Origin of the sequence: Gordonia sp. C13, assembly GCF_023218005.1 — a bacterium.
GTDB lineage: Bacteria > Actinomycetota > Actinomycetes > Mycobacteriales > Mycobacteriaceae > Gordonia > Gordonia namibiensis.
The window spans coordinates 111,102-124,552 of record NZ_JALPSY010000012.1; the positions used below are offsets into that span (position 1 = coordinate 111,102).

Here is a 13,451-nt window from a genome sequence, read left to right on the forward strand (position 1 = left end):
CGGTTCCATCGAATTCCCGTTCGATGAAACCGCCTCCCCCAGATGCCGGTTCACCGCGTCGTCGACTGACCACGATCACGGTGCCGCCCCGCCTCGCACCTGAGGTTCAAGTGCCTGATCCTGCCACAACTCGATCAACACCACCACACGTCGAATTCGGTATGTCGAAGCGAGAGTGTGAGATGAACTGTGGATCTCGTCCGAGATCCTCTCATACCCTTCGGTAGACTGCCGTCGACGCTGCCGGAGTCGGTCAGAGTGCAAGCAGATCGCACGAGGATCGATGCCTCATCGATCCTCGCATGCTGCCGCCGATCACGTTCGCGCACAGACCACGGCTCGCCAGGTCGGCCCGGCCGCAAGACCAGAGGATTCCCCGATGACGCACGAGAACTCGACGACGCCCAACGGCGCGGACGCGCCGGCACCACCCCCGTGGCTGCAGTTCGCCCCGCCTCCGCAGGAGCCGACGCCGCCTCCGCAGCCGCCTCGAACTCCCGCCGACGACGGCCGACAGGCCGACTTCCCGCCGGCGCCCGGCCCCGCGCCGTCGAATCCCGTTTCGTCCCCGCGCCCCGATACACCGCGCCCGCCCAAGGAAGCAGCGACCGATCAGGTCGGCCCCGGTGCCGAGACATGGCCGCACGACCCCGTCGGTCGTCGCACCCCGCCGGCACCGGAGCCCGCCCGTTTCCCCGGCCCGCCTCCGACGCCGGGACCGGACTTCCAGGCGCCGCTCGCCGGGCCGCCCTTCGAGCCGGGACCGGTGCCCCCATACGACCAGGCAACCCCGCCGGCGGGTCACCAGCCGCCGCCGTTCCCGCAGCCCGGGGCTCCGGGCCCCGCACATCCCGCCGGTCCACCGGGAGGGAACGGACCGATGCCACCGGGACAGTTCGGCCCGGGCACCGGACCCGCACCTGCGTATGCGCCTCAGCAGGCGCCCGGAGGCTACGGCCCGCCGATGGGTGGCCCGTCGCTGGACGAGGTCGCACTGATCCGCAAGGCCCGGCGCGCTCCGAGCCGCGGCTGGCGACGCGCCGTCCACACCTTGTCGGCCGGTGCCATCAATCCCGGTGAGTCGCAGGGCGACCTCGCCTATCAGCAGCTGCTCGAACGTGTGAACCGACCCGTGCGCGGCGATTACCGCATCGCGGTCCTGTCGCTCAAGGGCGGTGTCGGCAAGACCACGACCACCGTCGGCCTCGGCTCGACCTTCGCGTCCCTGCGCGGCGACCGGGTGATCGCCGTCGACGCCAATCCCGACCTCGGCACGCTCGCGCAGCGCATCCCGCAACAGACACGCTCGACGGTCCGCGACCTGCTCGCCGACCAGAACGTCTACCGCTACTCCGACGTCCGAGCCCACACGTCGCAGGCCCCGAGTCGCCTGGAAGTCCTTGCCTCCGAACGTGATCCAGCTATGGCCGAGGCGTTCAACGAGGACGAGTACCGCGGGGTCGTCACCATCCTCCAGCGGTTCTACAACATCATCATCACCGACTGCGGCACCGGCCTGAGCCACTCGGCGATGAACGGTGTGCTCGACCTCGCGAACACGATCATCCTGGTCAGCTCGCCGGCGCTCGACGGCGCGCGCAGTGCCGGCGCCACCCTGGACTGGCTCGAGGCCCACGGCTTCGGGCACCTCGTGTCGCGGGCCGTCGTCGTGCTGAGCTCGTCGCGTCCGGGGTCGTCGACCATCGACACCGATCAGCTCGGTCAGCACTTCCTCACCAGGTGCCGCGCGGTGCACAAGATCCCGTTCGACGACCATCTCGCCGAGGGCGCCGACGTCGACCTCGAGCTGATGTCGAAGGCCGCCAAGCGGTCGTTCGTCGAACTCGCGGCAACGATCGCCGACGACTTCTCGGGCACCACGCTGCCGCGTGAAGAGCCGTACCTCGGGTAGACCGCCGTCTCAGCGTGCTTCCGGCGGGACCTGATTCTCCGGCAGGGTCGCGTCCACCGCTGCCGCCTCACCCTGCCGGCGTCTCGACGCCCGCCAGCGTCGCGCAGCATGAAGGGCCATCGGCACCACCACCGTGAGCACCGAGCCGATGATCAGGACCTCGATGTTGTCGCGGACGATCGGCACGTTGCCGAGCAGGTAGCCGGCCACGATGATCCCGCCCGCCCACGCGAAGCTGCCCAGGACGCTGAAGAACGTGAACGCGCGATAGGACATCCCGCTGAAACCCGCGGTGAGGGGTACCAACGTTCGGACGATGCCGATGAACCTGCCGAAGAAGACCGTCAACGGCCCGAAACGGTCGAAGAAGGCGTTGGTCCTCGCCACGTACTGGGGTCCGATGCGCTGCATCATCCGACCCTCGACGACGCTTCGGCCCAGACGCCGACCGATGAGGTAGCCACACTGGTCCCCGGCGATCGCGGCGAGCGCCACCAGCGGGACCACCAGCCAGACCGGTGCGAACGGGTCCGGCTGCGCCGCGAACACACCGGCGGTGAACAGGAGCGAGTCCCCGGGGAAGATCACGCCGAACAACAACCCGGTCTCGACGAAGACGAGCAAGCACAGACCGATCAGGCCACCGGTGGTCACGAAGGACTCGACGTCGAACGGATTCATCAGGCCCCACAGTAAACGGTTCGTGCAGGTGAGAGCGGTGTTCCGACCGAACGACCCCACCGGCCGCAGGGGCATCCCCACGAGCAACCGGCCTGGTCATCCGTCCCACCCGACCGCCGACGCGCGAACTCCGTTCAGGTGGGGTTTACTCGACCGTGAGCAGCACACCTCGAGCAGAAGGGGGAACCACAATGCCGTCGAAGACCCCCGGTCCGTCGAAGCCGCCGGCTCCGGCCCTGCGGCCCGTCTCGGACACCGACGTCCGCATCGAGTACCACACGATCCACGGTTACCGCCGCGCCTACCGGATCGCCGGCAGCGGTCCGGCGCTCCTGCTCATCCACGGGATCGGCGACAACTCGTCGACGTGGGACGAGGTCATCCCGATCCTGGCGCAGCACTACACGGTCATCGCGCCGGACCTCCTCGGTCACGGCCGCTCCGACAAGCCGCGCGCCGACTACTCCGTTCCCGCCTTCGCCAACGGCATGCGCGACCTGCTGGTCGTTCTGGGCCACACCAAGGTCACCGTCGTCGGCCACTCGCTCGGCGGTGGCGTGGCCATGCAGTTCTGCTACCAGTTCCCCCGTTTCGTCGAGCGCCTCGTCCTCGTCGCGGCGGGCGGTGTGACGCGGGAGGTCAATCCGGCCCTGCGCCTCATCTCGCTGCCCGTCGTGCACCAGGCCCTGTCCGCGCTGCGGATCCCGGGCGTCGTGCCCGGACTGCGCGTCGCGGCCAAGGCCGTCGCCGCCGTCCCGGTAGTTCCGTTCGCATCGGTGACCGCAACACCGAAACGCCTTCTGGCCGACCACGAGGACCTCATGCGCGTCCTCGGTGATCTCGCCGACCCGACCGCCTGCGCGGCGTTCCTGCGGACGTTGCGAGCCGTCGTCGACTGGCGCGGACAATCGGTCACCATGCTCGACCGCTGTTATCTCACCGAACGACTCCCGGTCCTGCTGATCTGGGGCGACGAGGACATCGTCATCCCCTATCACCACGCCGAGCTCGCCCACTCGGCGATCCCGCACTCGGAGCTCGAAACCTTCTCCGGCGCCGGGCATTTCCCCTTCCGCGACGACCCGGAACGATTCTGCCGGGTGGTCATCGACTTCCTGTCGCGGCACGACCCCATCGTGTTCGACCCGCTGAACTGGCGGCATCTGCTGTCCGAGGGCGCGCACCCGCAGGACTTCATCGACGACGAGGACACCCTCGACATCGTCATGGGGGCCTTCGAGGACGAGCGCAACGCGACCTGAGCACGCGCATCGCCGTCGGTGCGTCACAGGTCTGTGCCACGATGAGTCCATGACCTATCCGGGGGACGGGAACGGCACGACGCCGTTCGGCCATCAACCTTCCGAGTACGACTCGAGTCCAGGTTTTGCCGTGCCCGGGTACGGTGCGCCACAACCGAATCCGGCACCGTATCAACACGGCGCCGCACCGGTCCCCGAGCAGCCCCTCGTCGTCATCGGCGACATCACGTGCACCCAGAACCACGTCATCACGCCGTCGGGCACCTGCCCGATCGCCGGCACCCAGTGGATAGTCACCGACATGTCCGTGTCGACCGAACGGATGTCACAGACGGGTCTGGTACTGGCCATCGTGGGGTTCTTCATGGTGTGCTTTCTCAGCCTGCTGTTCCTGCTGATGAAGGAACGCAGAACCACCGGATACATCCAGGTGACCGTGCGCGGCGCGGGCGGCTTCATGCACGTCACCAACATCCCGGCGTATTCGCCGGTCACGATGGGTGACGTCTCGGGTCGCGTCAACTATGCCCGCACCCTTGCCGCGATGGCCTGACCACACGACCCGACCCACCACCACGACGACACCACGCAGGACCCACCGAGGAGGACCGACCGATGACCAGCCCGGAGAACCCCGGCGACAAGCCGTTCGACTTCGTCAAGAAGCCCCCGGCCGAGGACACCTCGCCGCCGGGCACCCCCGCCTACGGCACCGATCCGAACGCGGGATACACACCTCCGTCCTACGGGTCAGCCGACGGCGCGTCGCAGGGGTACGACAACCAGCAGCAGTACGGCACCCCGCCTCAGTACGGGGCCGGACAGCAGTACGGGGCCGGACAGTACGGCTCACCCCAGTACGGTGCACCCCAGTACGGCTCACCTCAGTACGGTGCACCCCAGTACGGCGCACCGGCCGGGTACGGATATCCGGGAGCGCCCGACCCGACCGCGCCGTACGGCCGCGACCCGGCGACCGGCGAGCCGCTGTCGGACAAGTCGAAAATCGTGGCGGGTCTGTTGCAGATCTTCCTGGGCACGCTCGGCGTCGGCCGGTTTTACATCGGCGACAACACCATCGGCGGTATCCAGCTCGGCCTGACGATCATCGGCTACATCACCGCGATCTTCCTCATCGGCTTCGTGCTGATCTTCGGTGTCGCGATCTGGGCGCTCGTCGACGGCATCATGATGCTGACCGGGAGTGTCCGCGACAAGAACGGCCTCAAGCTCGGGAACTAGCCGCCGCAGCAACCGGTGGACCCGCGCACGTCGCGGGTCACCGTGTTGCGGGCGGCGAGTTCGTCGTCGGCGGGATAGTCGACGCCGACCAGACACAGTCCCCTGGCCTCGGCCACCGGCACCTGCGGGCTGCGCGTCTTCTCCGCAAGCAGCGCACGGCACCAGTCGACGCTCCGCCGACCGTCGCCGACGCTGGCGACCGCACCCACCAACGACCGCACCATCGACCAGCAGAATGCGTCCGCGCTGACCTCGCCGACGAGCACACCGTCCGCGTCACGGGTCCACGAGAAACGCTGCAGGTCGCGGATCGTCGTCGCGCCCTCCCGCCGGCGACAGAACGCGGCGAAGTCGTTCAATCCCAACAGCTCCGACGATGCGGCGTTCATCGCGTCGACGTCGAGCGGGCGACGCCACGTCGCGGTCGTGCGGGCCACCACCGGTTCCGGTCCCCACCGCGAGTCGTCGAGCCGGTAACGGTAGTGGCGGCGTAGCGCGGAGAATCGCGCATCGAATACGTCCGGGACCGCCCGGACCTCTTTCACCCGGATGTCGTCCGGGCACATCTTCGCCAGCCGACCGACCAGCGTCGACGGGTCCCCGGAGATCGACCGGGTCTCCAGCGCTGACCGTGGGACGACGGCATGCGCGACCTGCCCCGTCGCGTGGACCCCGGCGTCGGTCCGGCCTGCCACCGTCAGCCGGACCGGCACCCGCAGGATCGTCGACAACCGGGTCTCGAGTTCCTCGCACACGCTGCGCTGCCCGATCTGCCGTGCCCAACCGGCGAAATCGGTGCCGTCGTAGCCGATGTCGAAGCGCAGACGACAGAACCCGCCGGCACCGGAATCCGGGCCGACGGGTTCGGTCAGCAGTTCTCGACTCAGTCGACTACTTCTTGTCGTCTTCTGCGTCGGCCTCTTCCGCCTCGACGGCGGTGGCGGCGGTCGACTCGTCGTCGACAGCCTCGGCGACGGCGTCGGCGTTGGCGACCTCGGCGTCGGTGGCGTCGGCTTCAACAGCCTCCACCACGTTCTCCTCAGCGGTCACATCGGTTCCGCTCGCTTCGCTCCCGGCGGCGGCCTTCTTCGAGGCGGCGACACGGGTCGCGCGAGAGGCCTCGCTCGACGCGGTGGTCTCGCGCACCAGCTCGATCACGGCCATGGGGGCGTTGTCACCCTTGCGCGGCAGCGTCTTGATGATGCGGGTGTAGCCACCGTTGCGATCGGCGAAGAACGGGCCGATCTCGTCGAACAGCGTGTGCACGACGTCCTTGTTGCGGATGTCCTTCAGCACCTCACGGCGGTTGGCCAGCTTGCCGGCCTTGGCGTGGGTGATGATCTTCTCCGCGTACGGGCGCAGGCGCTTGGCCTTGGCCTCGGTGGTGGTGATGCGGCCGTGCTCGAAGAGCGAGGTGGCGAGGTTCGCCAGCATCGCTTTCTGGTGGCTGGCCGACCCGCCGAGGCGGGCACCCTTGGTGGGCTTGGGCATTGTCTTCTCCTAGGAGGACTCCCGATCACTCGAGCGGAAGTCAGGGTTTGGGCGAGCGTGACAGCTTGCCGCTGAAGCGACTAGAGCTGTTCGGTTTCGGCGAAATCCTCACCGGAATCAGCGTCGAACGACGCGTCTTCCGACCACGTACCGGTGGCGGGGTCGTATCCGGCGACCTGCGACGGATCGAAGCTGGCCGGGCTGTCCTTGAGGGACAGACCGAGCGCGTGCAGCTTGACCTTGACCTCGTCGATCGACTTCTGGCCGAAGTTGCGGATGTCGAGCAGATCCGACTCGGTCCGGGCAACCAGCTCGCCGACGGTGTGAACACCCTCGCGCTTGAGGCAGTTGTACGAACGGACGGTCAGCTCCAGATCCTCGATCGGCAGGCTGAACGACGCGATGTGGTCGGCCTCCGCCGGAGACGGTCCGATCTCGATGCCCTCGGCCTCGACGTTGAGCTCCCGGGCGAGCCCGAAGAGCTCCACCAGGGTCTTGCCCGCCGACGCCAGCGCGTCACGCGCGCTGATCGAGTTCTTGGTCTCCACGTCGAGCACGAGCCGATCGAAGTCGGTGCGCTGCTCGACACGGGTGGCCTCGACCTTGTAGGTCACCTTGAGCACCGGCGAGTAGATCGAGTCGACCGGGATACGGCCGATCTCGGCACCCGACGCCTTGTTCTGCACGGCCGGCACGTAGCCGCGGCCCCGCTCGACGACGAGCTCGATCTCGAGCTTGCCCTTGTCGTTCAGGGTCGCGATGTGCAGATCGGGGTTGTGCACGGTGACACCGGCCGGGGGCACGATGTCGGCGCCGGTGACGGTGCCCGGACCCTGCTTGCGCACGTACATGGTGACCGGCTCGTCCTCGTCCGAGGAGACCACGAGGCCCTTGAGGTTCAGGATGATGTCGGTGACGTCTTCCTTGACCCCGGGGACGGTGGTGAACTCGTGGAGGACACCGTCGATGCGGATGCTGGTGATGGCAGCACCCGGGATCGAGCTGAGCAGGGTACGACGCAGCGAGTTACCGAGGGTGTAACCGAAGCCAGGCTCGAGCGGTTCGATGACGAACTTCGACCGGTTCTCGGCGATGACTTCCTCGGTGAGGGTGGGTCGCTGTGAGATGAGCATTTCGTTTTCTCCTTTGGCCGCCCGCTATATGACGACCTAGAAAGTGAACCGAACAGCAGGTAGCTGTCGGGCTGGTCTTGCTCGAAGGACTACTTGGAGTAGAACTCGACGATGAGCTGTTCCTGCAGCGGGACCTCGATCTGAGCGCGCTCGGGCACGGAGTGCACGAGGATGCGCAGGGTCGAGGGCACGACCTGGAGCCAACCCGGGACCGGACGATCGCCGACGAGCTCCTTGGCGATCTGGAACGGGACGGTCTGCAGCGACTTCGGACGGACGTCGATGATGTCGTACTGGCTGACGCGGTAGCTGGGGACGTCGACCTTCACACCGTTGACGGTGAAGTGGCCGTGGCTGACCAGCTGGCGAGCCTGACGACGGGTCCGCGCGATGCCCGAGCGGTACACGACGTTGTCGAGACGGGTCTCGAGGAGCTTCAGCAGTTCGTCACCGGTCTTGCCGGTACGACGGTTGGCTTCCTCGAAGTAGCGACGGAACTGCTTCTCCATCACTCCGTAGGTGAAGCGCGCCTTCTGCTTCTCCTGCAGCTGGAGCAGGTATTCGCTCTCCTTGATCCGCGAGCGGCCGTGCTGGCCGGGCGGGTAGGGGCGACGCTCGAATGCGGCGTCACCACCGATCAGGTCGACGCGAAGGCGACGAGACTTCTTTGTTGCGGGGCCGGTATAACGAGCCATTTTCTCTGTTCCTCCCTTTCCCGACTAGACCCGACGCCGCTTGGGCGGACGGCAACCGTTGTGCGGCTGCGGGGTGACATCGGAAATGGTGCCGACCTCGAGGCCGGCTGCCTGCAGGGAGCGGATCGCGGTCTCGCGACCCGAACCCGGTCCCTTGACGAAAACGTCGACCTTCTTGACGCCGTGCTCCTGGGCCTTGCGCGCAGCGTTCTCGGCCGCGAGCTGAGCCGCGAACGGGGTGCTCTTGCGCGAGCCCTTGAAACCGACGTGGCCCGACGACGCCCAGCTGATGATGTTTCCGCTGGGGTCGCTGATCGACACGATGGTGTTGTTGAACGTCGACTTGATGTGTGCGTGGCCGTGCGGGACGTTCTTCTTATCGCGACGGCGGGTGCCCTTCTTGGGGCCTGCGCTACGTGACTTCGGAGGCATTACTTCTTCTTCCCGGCGATGGTCTTCTTCGGGCCCTTACGAGTGCGGGCATTGGTCTTGGTGCGCTGTCCACGGACGGGCAGTCCACGGCGGTGGCGCAGACCCTGGTAGGAGCCGATCTCGATCTTGCGACGGATATCGGCCTGCACCTCGCGTCGCAGGTCACCCTCGACCTTCACCGAGGCCTCGATGTACTCACGCAGCTTTGCGACGTCTGCGTCGGTGAGATCCTTGGCGCGGAGGTCTGCGGACAGACCGGTGGCAGCCAGGATCTCCTTGGAGGTGGTACGCCCAACTCCGTAGATGTAGGTCAGTGCGATCTCCAGCCGCTTCTCGCGGGGGAGATCCACACCAGCAACACGTGCCATGTGGCGGATTTCCTTTTCGGTTCCCAGAGGTCTTCTCCCAGTCCGTCCCGCGAGCTCTGTGTGAACCGTGTGTCCACACCTCGCGGGCTCCGGCCTCTGATCCGGAGGTAGGCGGTGACTCGTCTGTCGCCGCTGGTGCTGAGAGGTCTTCTGTTCTTCAGTTGTCTGTCTTCAGTTGTTCTGATTCAAGCGACCCGGAGGGTGCGCGTGATCAGCCCTGACGCTGCTTGTGACGCAGGTTCTCGCAGATCACCATGACCCGACCGTTGCGGCGGATCACCTTGCACTTCTCGCAGATCGGCTTGACGCTCGGCTGAACCTTCACGTCAATCTCTCCTGCTCGGCTCGCCCGCGCGCACGCCGAAAACGCGGCTGTACACGTGGGTGTCGGTCTCCTCCCAGACGGATGTCCGGGAAGTCTTCTCCCGGGAGTGCCGGGAAGTCTTACTTGTAGCGGTACACGATCCGCCCGCGACCGAGGTCGTAGGGCGAGAGTTCCACGACGACCCGGTCCTCGGGCAGGATGCGGATGTAGTGCTGCCGCATCTTGCCGCTGATGTGGGCGAGAACCTTGTGTCCGTTCTCCAGCTCAATGCGAAACATCGCATTGGGCAGGGGTTCGATCACTCGACCCTCAACCTCGATGGCCCCGTCTTTCTTCGCCATTTCCTCCGCGATCCTGGCCGTTTCCACGACACCGGAGTTGGTGCCGCGACATTGACCCGGTTGAATCAGTGTTTGTCCGTTAGTGTGTGGGCACCGGTCCGCGAGGACCTGCACCCGGTGCGAGCGCTCCGCGCCACGTGATGACACGCGGATGCGGGCACGCGAGACGCACCGACGATCCATGTTACGCGAACTGCGAGAACAGTCCAAATGCGTGCCGCTCGGCCGCCGCATTCCGCCCGACTCGGACATCAGTCCGCCTTTTCGGCACGCCCGTACTGGCAGACTGTTGCGCATGCTGGCTTTTCTGGTCCGCACCGTGTGCACCGCGGTGGCGTTGTGGGTGGCGACGCTGATCGTCCCGGGAATCGAGTTCGTGGGCGGGTCGACGACCGCCGAGAAGATCGGGATCGCGCTGGTCGTGGCGATCATCTTCGGCCTCCTGAACGCGTTCGTGAAGCCGATCGTGCAGATCATCTCGATCCCCTTCTACATCCTGACGCTGGGGCTCATCCACATCGTGATCAATGCGCTGATGCTCGAGATCACCGCGTGGATCACCCGGAACACCACCCACTGGGGTCTCGAGGTCGACGACTTCTTCTGGTCGGCGATCTTCGGCGCGATCGTCGTCTCGGTCGTCGGCTGGCTGCTCGCCCTGCTGATGCGGGACTCGGTGGACCGATGAGCCGGATTGCGAGGACATCGTCGATGGTGCGACGCGCAGGACTGGTGGCAGTCGTCGCATCCGCACTCGCCGTGGCCCTCGCCGCCTGCGGGAGCGACCCGGCCGTCGACCAGGAACGATCGGTCACCGTCGTCGGTTCGGGTCAGGTCAGCGGCGTCCCCGACACTCTTCGCGCCGACATCGGCGTCGAGTCGACCGCCGGCGACGTGACCACCGCACTGAACGAGACCAGCGAGAAGGTGCGCGCGGTGACCGACGCCGTGGTCGACGCCGGTGTGGAACGCAAGGACGTCGCCACCCAGCAGGTGTCGGTGAACCCGCAGTACTCGAGCCCCGCCCCCGGTGGCAGCAGCCAGATCAGCGGCTACGTCGCGACCAACTCCATCCGCGTGACGATCCGCGACATCTCGAAGGCGTCGACGGTCCTGAGCGCGGCGGCCACCGCCGGCGGCGACAACACCCGGATCAGCAACGTCTCCTTCGCCATCGACGACAACTCGCAACTCCTCGAGGAGGCCCGGAAGGCCGCCTTCGACGACGCCCGCGGTCGCGCCGAGCAGTACGCCTCGCTCGCCGGCGACGACCTCGGCAAGGTGCTGACCATCAAGGAGACGACCAGCGGTCGGGAGCAGCCCGCCTCCCCCGGTTCCTTCGAGCGAGACGTCGCCGCGGCACCGGTACCCATCGAACCGGGCGAGCAGGAGCTCACCTTCACCGTCACGGTCACCTTTGCGCTCAGCTGACCCACCTCTACTGTCCGACGCTCTGCGCCCGCGCTGAAAAGCTCCCCTGGGATGCACCCCCTGTGGCGCTACCGGCGACACAGTGTCGTCGGGCGGTCTGTGGAGCGCTGCTCAGGGCGGTTTTCGGCGTGGTTTTCCGGGCCCGCCCCTGGGTACCCGACCGTCGTCGACGGAAGGAGATTGTCATGACGGGTTTCCGAGCGCGCGCTACCGGCATCTCGGCCCTGGCCGCCGCAGCAGTGTTCGCAACTCTGGGGGTCTCGGCCCCTGCGAATGCCGCGGAGACGAAATCGCTGACGATCGAGGGCGAACTCGAGATCGCAGACCTCGACGTCCTTGCGATCAAGGCCGAAGGCGTCACAGACGACACAGGAAAGAGCACCGGTACCTACGAGGCGACCCTGCTGGCCGGTGACGACGACAATCCGCTGCCGTTCACGGTCAGGGGTCCGATCATCTGCATCCACACCGACGGCGACACCGCGTCGCTGGTATACCCGATCAGCGCCACCGACCCGAATCTGATCCCGGCACCGTTGAAGGACGCACTCGCCGTACAGATCACGGTGCGGAAGGGCGACCCGAGCAAGGTCGGGGTGAACGGTCCGGCACCCACCGATTCCTTCAGCGGATGCAAGCCTGCGGCGACCCCGTTCGAGTTCGACGGGGACATCGAGATCAAGTAGGTCCAGCGCCCGACCTGCTCCTGTATCGGACCATCCGGCCTGGCATCCTGGGTCGGTGCGAGCCGTCATCCAGCGAGTCAATGTAGCCCGCGTGAGCGTCGACGGGAAGGTCGTCGGCGAACTCGACATCCCGGCCGGCGGGTCCGGCATCGTCGCCCTCGTCGGCGCCACCCACGACGACACCCCTGATCACGCCGCGAAGCTCGCCGACAAGATCTGGCGTCTGCGGATCTTCAACGGCGACGAGGGTCCCGAGAAGGCTGCGGCCGACATCGACGCGCCGATCCTGGTCATCAGTCAGTTCACCCTGTACGCCAACACCGCCAAGGGACGCCGGCCGTCGTGGAACGCTGCCGCCCCGGGGCCGGTGGCCGAACCACTCGTCGACGCGGTCGCCGACTCCCTGCGCGCGGCCGGGGCCACCGTCGCCACCGGACGATTCGGGGCGAACATGCAGGTGAGTCTGGTCAACGACGGACCAGTGACCCTCATCCTCGACGTCTGAGCTGTTCTTGGCGGCGACCATCCGGAATCGACGGCTAGGGTCGGAACGGTGGGACGAATAACCGCACGACGCCGTGTCACCCGCATCCGACGCGATGCGGCGCCGACGCAGCGCGCCGACACCCTTGCTGTGGAGGAGCCCCTCGAGATCCGCGTGGGTGGTCAGCAACTGAGCGTCACCATGCGCACCCCCGGCAGCGATTTCGAACTCGTGGCCGGGTACCTCGTCTCCGAAGGCGTCATCACCGCAGGTGGCGATTACTCCACCGCCCGCTATTGCGCGGGCACCGACTCGACCGGCGCCAACACCTACAACGTCGTCGACGTCTCCCTGGCCGCCCACGTCCCGCCTCCGGCGCCTGGTGTCACGCGCCGTAACACCATGACGAGCGCCTGCGGGGTCTGCGGCAAGGACAGCATCGAATCGGTCCACATCGCATCGGCCCACGATCCGGCGACCGACACGCTGACGGTCGACGTCGACACGTTGCTGGGACTTGCCGACCGTCTCCGCGCCGAGCAGGAAGTCTTCGACAAGACCGGTGGACTGCACGCAGCGGCACTCTTCGACGCCGACGGTGAGCTGCTCGTCGTCCGCGAGGACGTTGGACGCCACAACGCCGTCGACAAGGTCATCGGCTGGGCGGTCCTCGCCGACCGACTCCCGTTGACCGGCACCGTTCTCCAGGTCTCGGGCCGGGCGAGCTTCGAACTCGTGCAGAAGGCCGCGATGGCGGGCATCCCGCTGTTGAGCGCGGTGTCGGCGCCGTCATCACTGGCCGCCGATCTCGCCGACGACCTCGGCATCACGCTGATCGGGTTCTCCCGCGGGGAGTCGATGGTCGTCTACACACGGCCGGACCGGGTCGTCGCCGCCGACTCGGAGCCATCTGCGACCGGCAGCTGACTGCGGTTCGCTCACACCATCCGTTCCCGCTCACCGAAATC

At 67.0% G+C, this 13,451-nt stretch carries 18 protein-coding genes; 9 read left to right on the forward strand and 9 right to left on the reverse strand.

Annotated elements, in window-relative coordinates; translation table 11 throughout:
• The first annotated feature begins 379 nt into the window (after positions 1-379).
• A complete protein-coding gene (locus tag M1L58_RS12150) occupies positions 380-1,912 on the forward strand; it encodes a MinD/ParA family ATP-binding protein (protein ID WP_248659062.1) in 1,533 nt (510 codons plus the stop codon).
• Between the two features lie 9 nt (positions 1,913-1,921).
• Here M1L58_RS12150 and M1L58_RS12155 read toward each other — a convergent pair whose 3' ends face one another.
• Positions 1,922-2,593 carry a DedA family protein gene (locus M1L58_RS12155; RefSeq protein ID WP_248659063.1) on the reverse strand — a complete coding sequence of 224 codons (672 nt, stop codon included), beginning with the start codon at positions 2,591-2,593 and terminating at the stop codon, positions 1,922-1,924.
• A 191-nt stretch (positions 2,594-2,784) separates the two neighbouring features.
• Here M1L58_RS12155 and M1L58_RS12160 point away from each other — a divergent pair, with 191 nt between their 5' ends.
• From M1L58_RS12160 to M1L58_RS12170, 3 genes are all read left to right on the forward strand, one after another.
• A complete protein-coding gene (locus M1L58_RS12160; RefSeq protein WP_248659064.1) occupies positions 2,785-3,855 on the forward strand; it encodes an alpha/beta fold hydrolase in 1,071 nt (356 codons plus the stop codon).
• A 49-nt stretch (positions 3,856-3,904) separates the two neighbouring features.
• Positions 3,905-4,408, forward strand: coding sequence for a hypothetical protein (locus M1L58_RS12165; protein WP_006866994.1), 504 nt, complete (start codon positions 3,905-3,907; stop codon positions 4,406-4,408).
• 62 nt (positions 4,409-4,470) lie between these two features.
• On the forward strand, positions 4,471-5,097 hold the full coding sequence (locus M1L58_RS12170; protein ID WP_248659065.1) for a TM2 domain-containing protein: 627 nt from the start codon (positions 4,471-4,473) through the stop codon (positions 5,095-5,097).
• Here M1L58_RS12170 and truA read toward each other — a convergent pair.
• The 8 genes from truA to infA all read right to left on the reverse strand — a co-directional run bounded on the left by truA (position 5,094) and on the right by infA (position 9,882).
• The gene (gene truA, locus M1L58_RS12175) at positions 5,094-6,062 is read right to left on the reverse strand and encodes a tRNA pseudouridine(38-40) synthase TruA (RefSeq protein ID WP_374112708.1); all 969 of its coding nucleotides are present in this window, start codon (positions 6,060-6,062) and stop codon (positions 5,094-5,096) included. The two genes, M1L58_RS12170 and truA, sit on opposite strands and share 4 nt — an antisense overlap.
• Positions 5,989-6,588 carry a 50S ribosomal protein L17 gene (gene rplQ / locus M1L58_RS12180; protein ID WP_248659066.1) on the reverse strand — a complete coding sequence of 200 codons (600 nt, stop codon included), beginning with the start codon at positions 6,586-6,588 and terminating at the stop codon, positions 5,989-5,991. Before rplQ ends, truA begins: the two co-directional genes overlap by 74 nt.
• Positions 6,589-6,668: 80 nt before the next feature.
• Positions 6,669-7,721: a DNA-directed RNA polymerase subunit alpha gene (locus M1L58_RS12185; protein WP_005197582.1), complete on the reverse strand. Its 1,053-nt coding sequence runs from the start codon at positions 7,719-7,721 to the stop codon at positions 6,669-6,671.
• A gap of 89 nt (positions 7,722-7,810) precedes the next feature.
• On the reverse strand, positions 7,811-8,416 hold the full coding sequence (rpsD, locus tag M1L58_RS12190; RefSeq protein WP_005197585.1) for a 30S ribosomal protein S4: 606 nt from the start codon (positions 8,414-8,416) through the stop codon (positions 7,811-7,813).
• A gap of 24 nt (positions 8,417-8,440) precedes the next feature.
• Complete coding sequence (gene rpsK, locus M1L58_RS12195) at positions 8,441-8,848, reverse strand: 30S ribosomal protein S11 (protein ID WP_004023536.1); 408 nt, start codon at positions 8,846-8,848, stop codon at positions 8,441-8,443.
• On the reverse strand, positions 8,848-9,216 hold the full coding sequence (gene rpsM / locus M1L58_RS12200) for a 30S ribosomal protein S13 (RefSeq protein WP_006866998.1): 369 nt from the start codon (positions 9,214-9,216) through the stop codon (positions 8,848-8,850). The genes rpsK and rpsM overlap by 1 nt, the downstream gene beginning before the upstream one ends.
• A 211-nt stretch (positions 9,217-9,427) precedes the next feature.
• Positions 9,428-9,541, reverse strand: coding sequence for a 50S ribosomal protein L36 (rpmJ, locus tag M1L58_RS12205; RefSeq protein ID WP_005207978.1), 114 nt, complete (start codon positions 9,539-9,541; stop codon positions 9,428-9,430).
• A 119-nt stretch (positions 9,542-9,660) separates the two neighbouring features.
• Complete coding sequence (gene infA / locus M1L58_RS12210) at positions 9,661-9,882, reverse strand: translation initiation factor IF-1 (RefSeq protein ID WP_005170487.1); 222 nt, start codon at positions 9,880-9,882, stop codon at positions 9,661-9,663.
• Positions 9,883-10,177: 295 nt separating this feature from the next.
• On the opposite strand from infA, the gene M1L58_RS12215 reads away from it, so the two are divergent.
• The 5 genes from M1L58_RS12215 to fdhD all read left to right on the forward strand — a co-directional run bounded on the left by M1L58_RS12215 (position 10,178) and on the right by fdhD (position 13,410).
• Entirely contained in the window at positions 10,178-10,570 is a 393-nt protein-coding gene (locus tag M1L58_RS12215) for a phage holin family protein (protein WP_040536201.1), read from the forward strand.
• Positions 10,571-10,593: 23 nt separating this feature from the next.
• Positions 10,594-11,313: an SIMPL domain-containing protein gene (locus M1L58_RS12220; protein ID WP_248659067.1), complete on the forward strand. Its 720-nt coding sequence runs from the start codon at positions 10,594-10,596 to the stop codon at positions 11,311-11,313.
• A gap of 185 nt (positions 11,314-11,498) precedes the next feature.
• On the forward strand, positions 11,499-11,999 hold the full coding sequence (locus tag M1L58_RS12225) for a hypothetical protein (protein WP_248659068.1): 501 nt from the start codon (positions 11,499-11,501) through the stop codon (positions 11,997-11,999).
• 55 nt (positions 12,000-12,054) lie between these two features.
• Entirely contained in the window at positions 12,055-12,504 is a 450-nt protein-coding gene (dtd, locus tag M1L58_RS12230) for a D-aminoacyl-tRNA deacylase (RefSeq protein ID WP_248659069.1), read from the forward strand.
• 48 nt (positions 12,505-12,552) lie between these two features.
• The gene (fdhD, locus tag M1L58_RS12235) at positions 12,553-13,410 is read left to right on the forward strand and encodes a formate dehydrogenase accessory sulfurtransferase FdhD (protein WP_248659070.1); all 858 of its coding nucleotides are present in this window, start codon (positions 12,553-12,555) and stop codon (positions 13,408-13,410) included.
• Positions 13,411-13,451: the final 41 nt, after the last annotated feature.

Bases quoted from the DNA above. Each gene is read 5' to 3' on its own strand.
- M1L58_RS12215 (WP_040536201.1), top strand. From the start codon at position 10,178: ATGCTGGCTTTTCTGGTCCGCACCGTGTGCACCGCGGTGGCGTTGTGG.
- M1L58_RS12150 (WP_248659062.1), top strand. From the start codon at position 380: ATGACGCACGAGAACTCGACGACGCCCAACGGCGCGGACGCGCCGGCA.
- rpsK (WP_004023536.1), bottom strand. From the start codon at position 8,848: ATGCCTCCGAAGTCACGTAGCGCAGGCCCCAAGAAGGGCACCCGCCGT.
- M1L58_RS12170 (WP_248659065.1), top strand. From the start codon at position 4,471: ATGACCAGCCCGGAGAACCCCGGCGACAAGCCGTTCGACTTCGTCAAG.
- M1L58_RS12220 (WP_248659067.1), top strand. From the start codon at position 10,594: ATGGTGCGACGCGCAGGACTGGTGGCAGTCGTCGCATCCGCACTCGCC.
- M1L58_RS12185 (WP_005197582.1), bottom strand. From the start codon at position 7,721: ATGCTCATCTCACAGCGACCCACCCTCACCGAGGAAGTCATCGCCGAG.
- M1L58_RS12225 (WP_248659068.1), top strand. From the start codon at position 11,499: ATGACGGGTTTCCGAGCGCGCGCTACCGGCATCTCGGCCCTGGCCGCC.
- M1L58_RS12160 (WP_248659064.1), top strand. From the start codon at position 2,785: ATGCCGTCGAAGACCCCCGGTCCGTCGAAGCCGCCGGCTCCGGCCCTG.
- rpsM (WP_006866998.1), bottom strand. From the start codon at position 9,216: ATGGCACGTGTTGCTGGTGTGGATCTCCCCCGCGAGAAGCGGCTGGAG.
- rplQ (WP_248659066.1), bottom strand. From the start codon at position 6,588: ATGCCCAAGCCCACCAAGGGTGCCCGCCTCGGCGGGTCGGCCAGCCAC.
- M1L58_RS12165 (WP_006866994.1), top strand. From the start codon at position 3,905: ATGACCTATCCGGGGGACGGGAACGGCACGACGCCGTTCGGCCATCAA.
- M1L58_RS12155 (WP_248659063.1), bottom strand. From the start codon at position 2,593: ATGAATCCGTTCGACGTCGAGTCCTTCGTGACCACCGGTGGCCTGATC.
- rpsD (WP_005197585.1), bottom strand. From the start codon at position 8,416: ATGGCTCGTTATACCGGCCCCGCAACAAAGAAGTCTCGTCGCCTTCGC.
- infA (WP_005170487.1), bottom strand. From the start codon at position 9,882: ATGGCGAAGAAAGACGGGGCCATCGAGGTTGAGGGTCGAGTGATCGAA.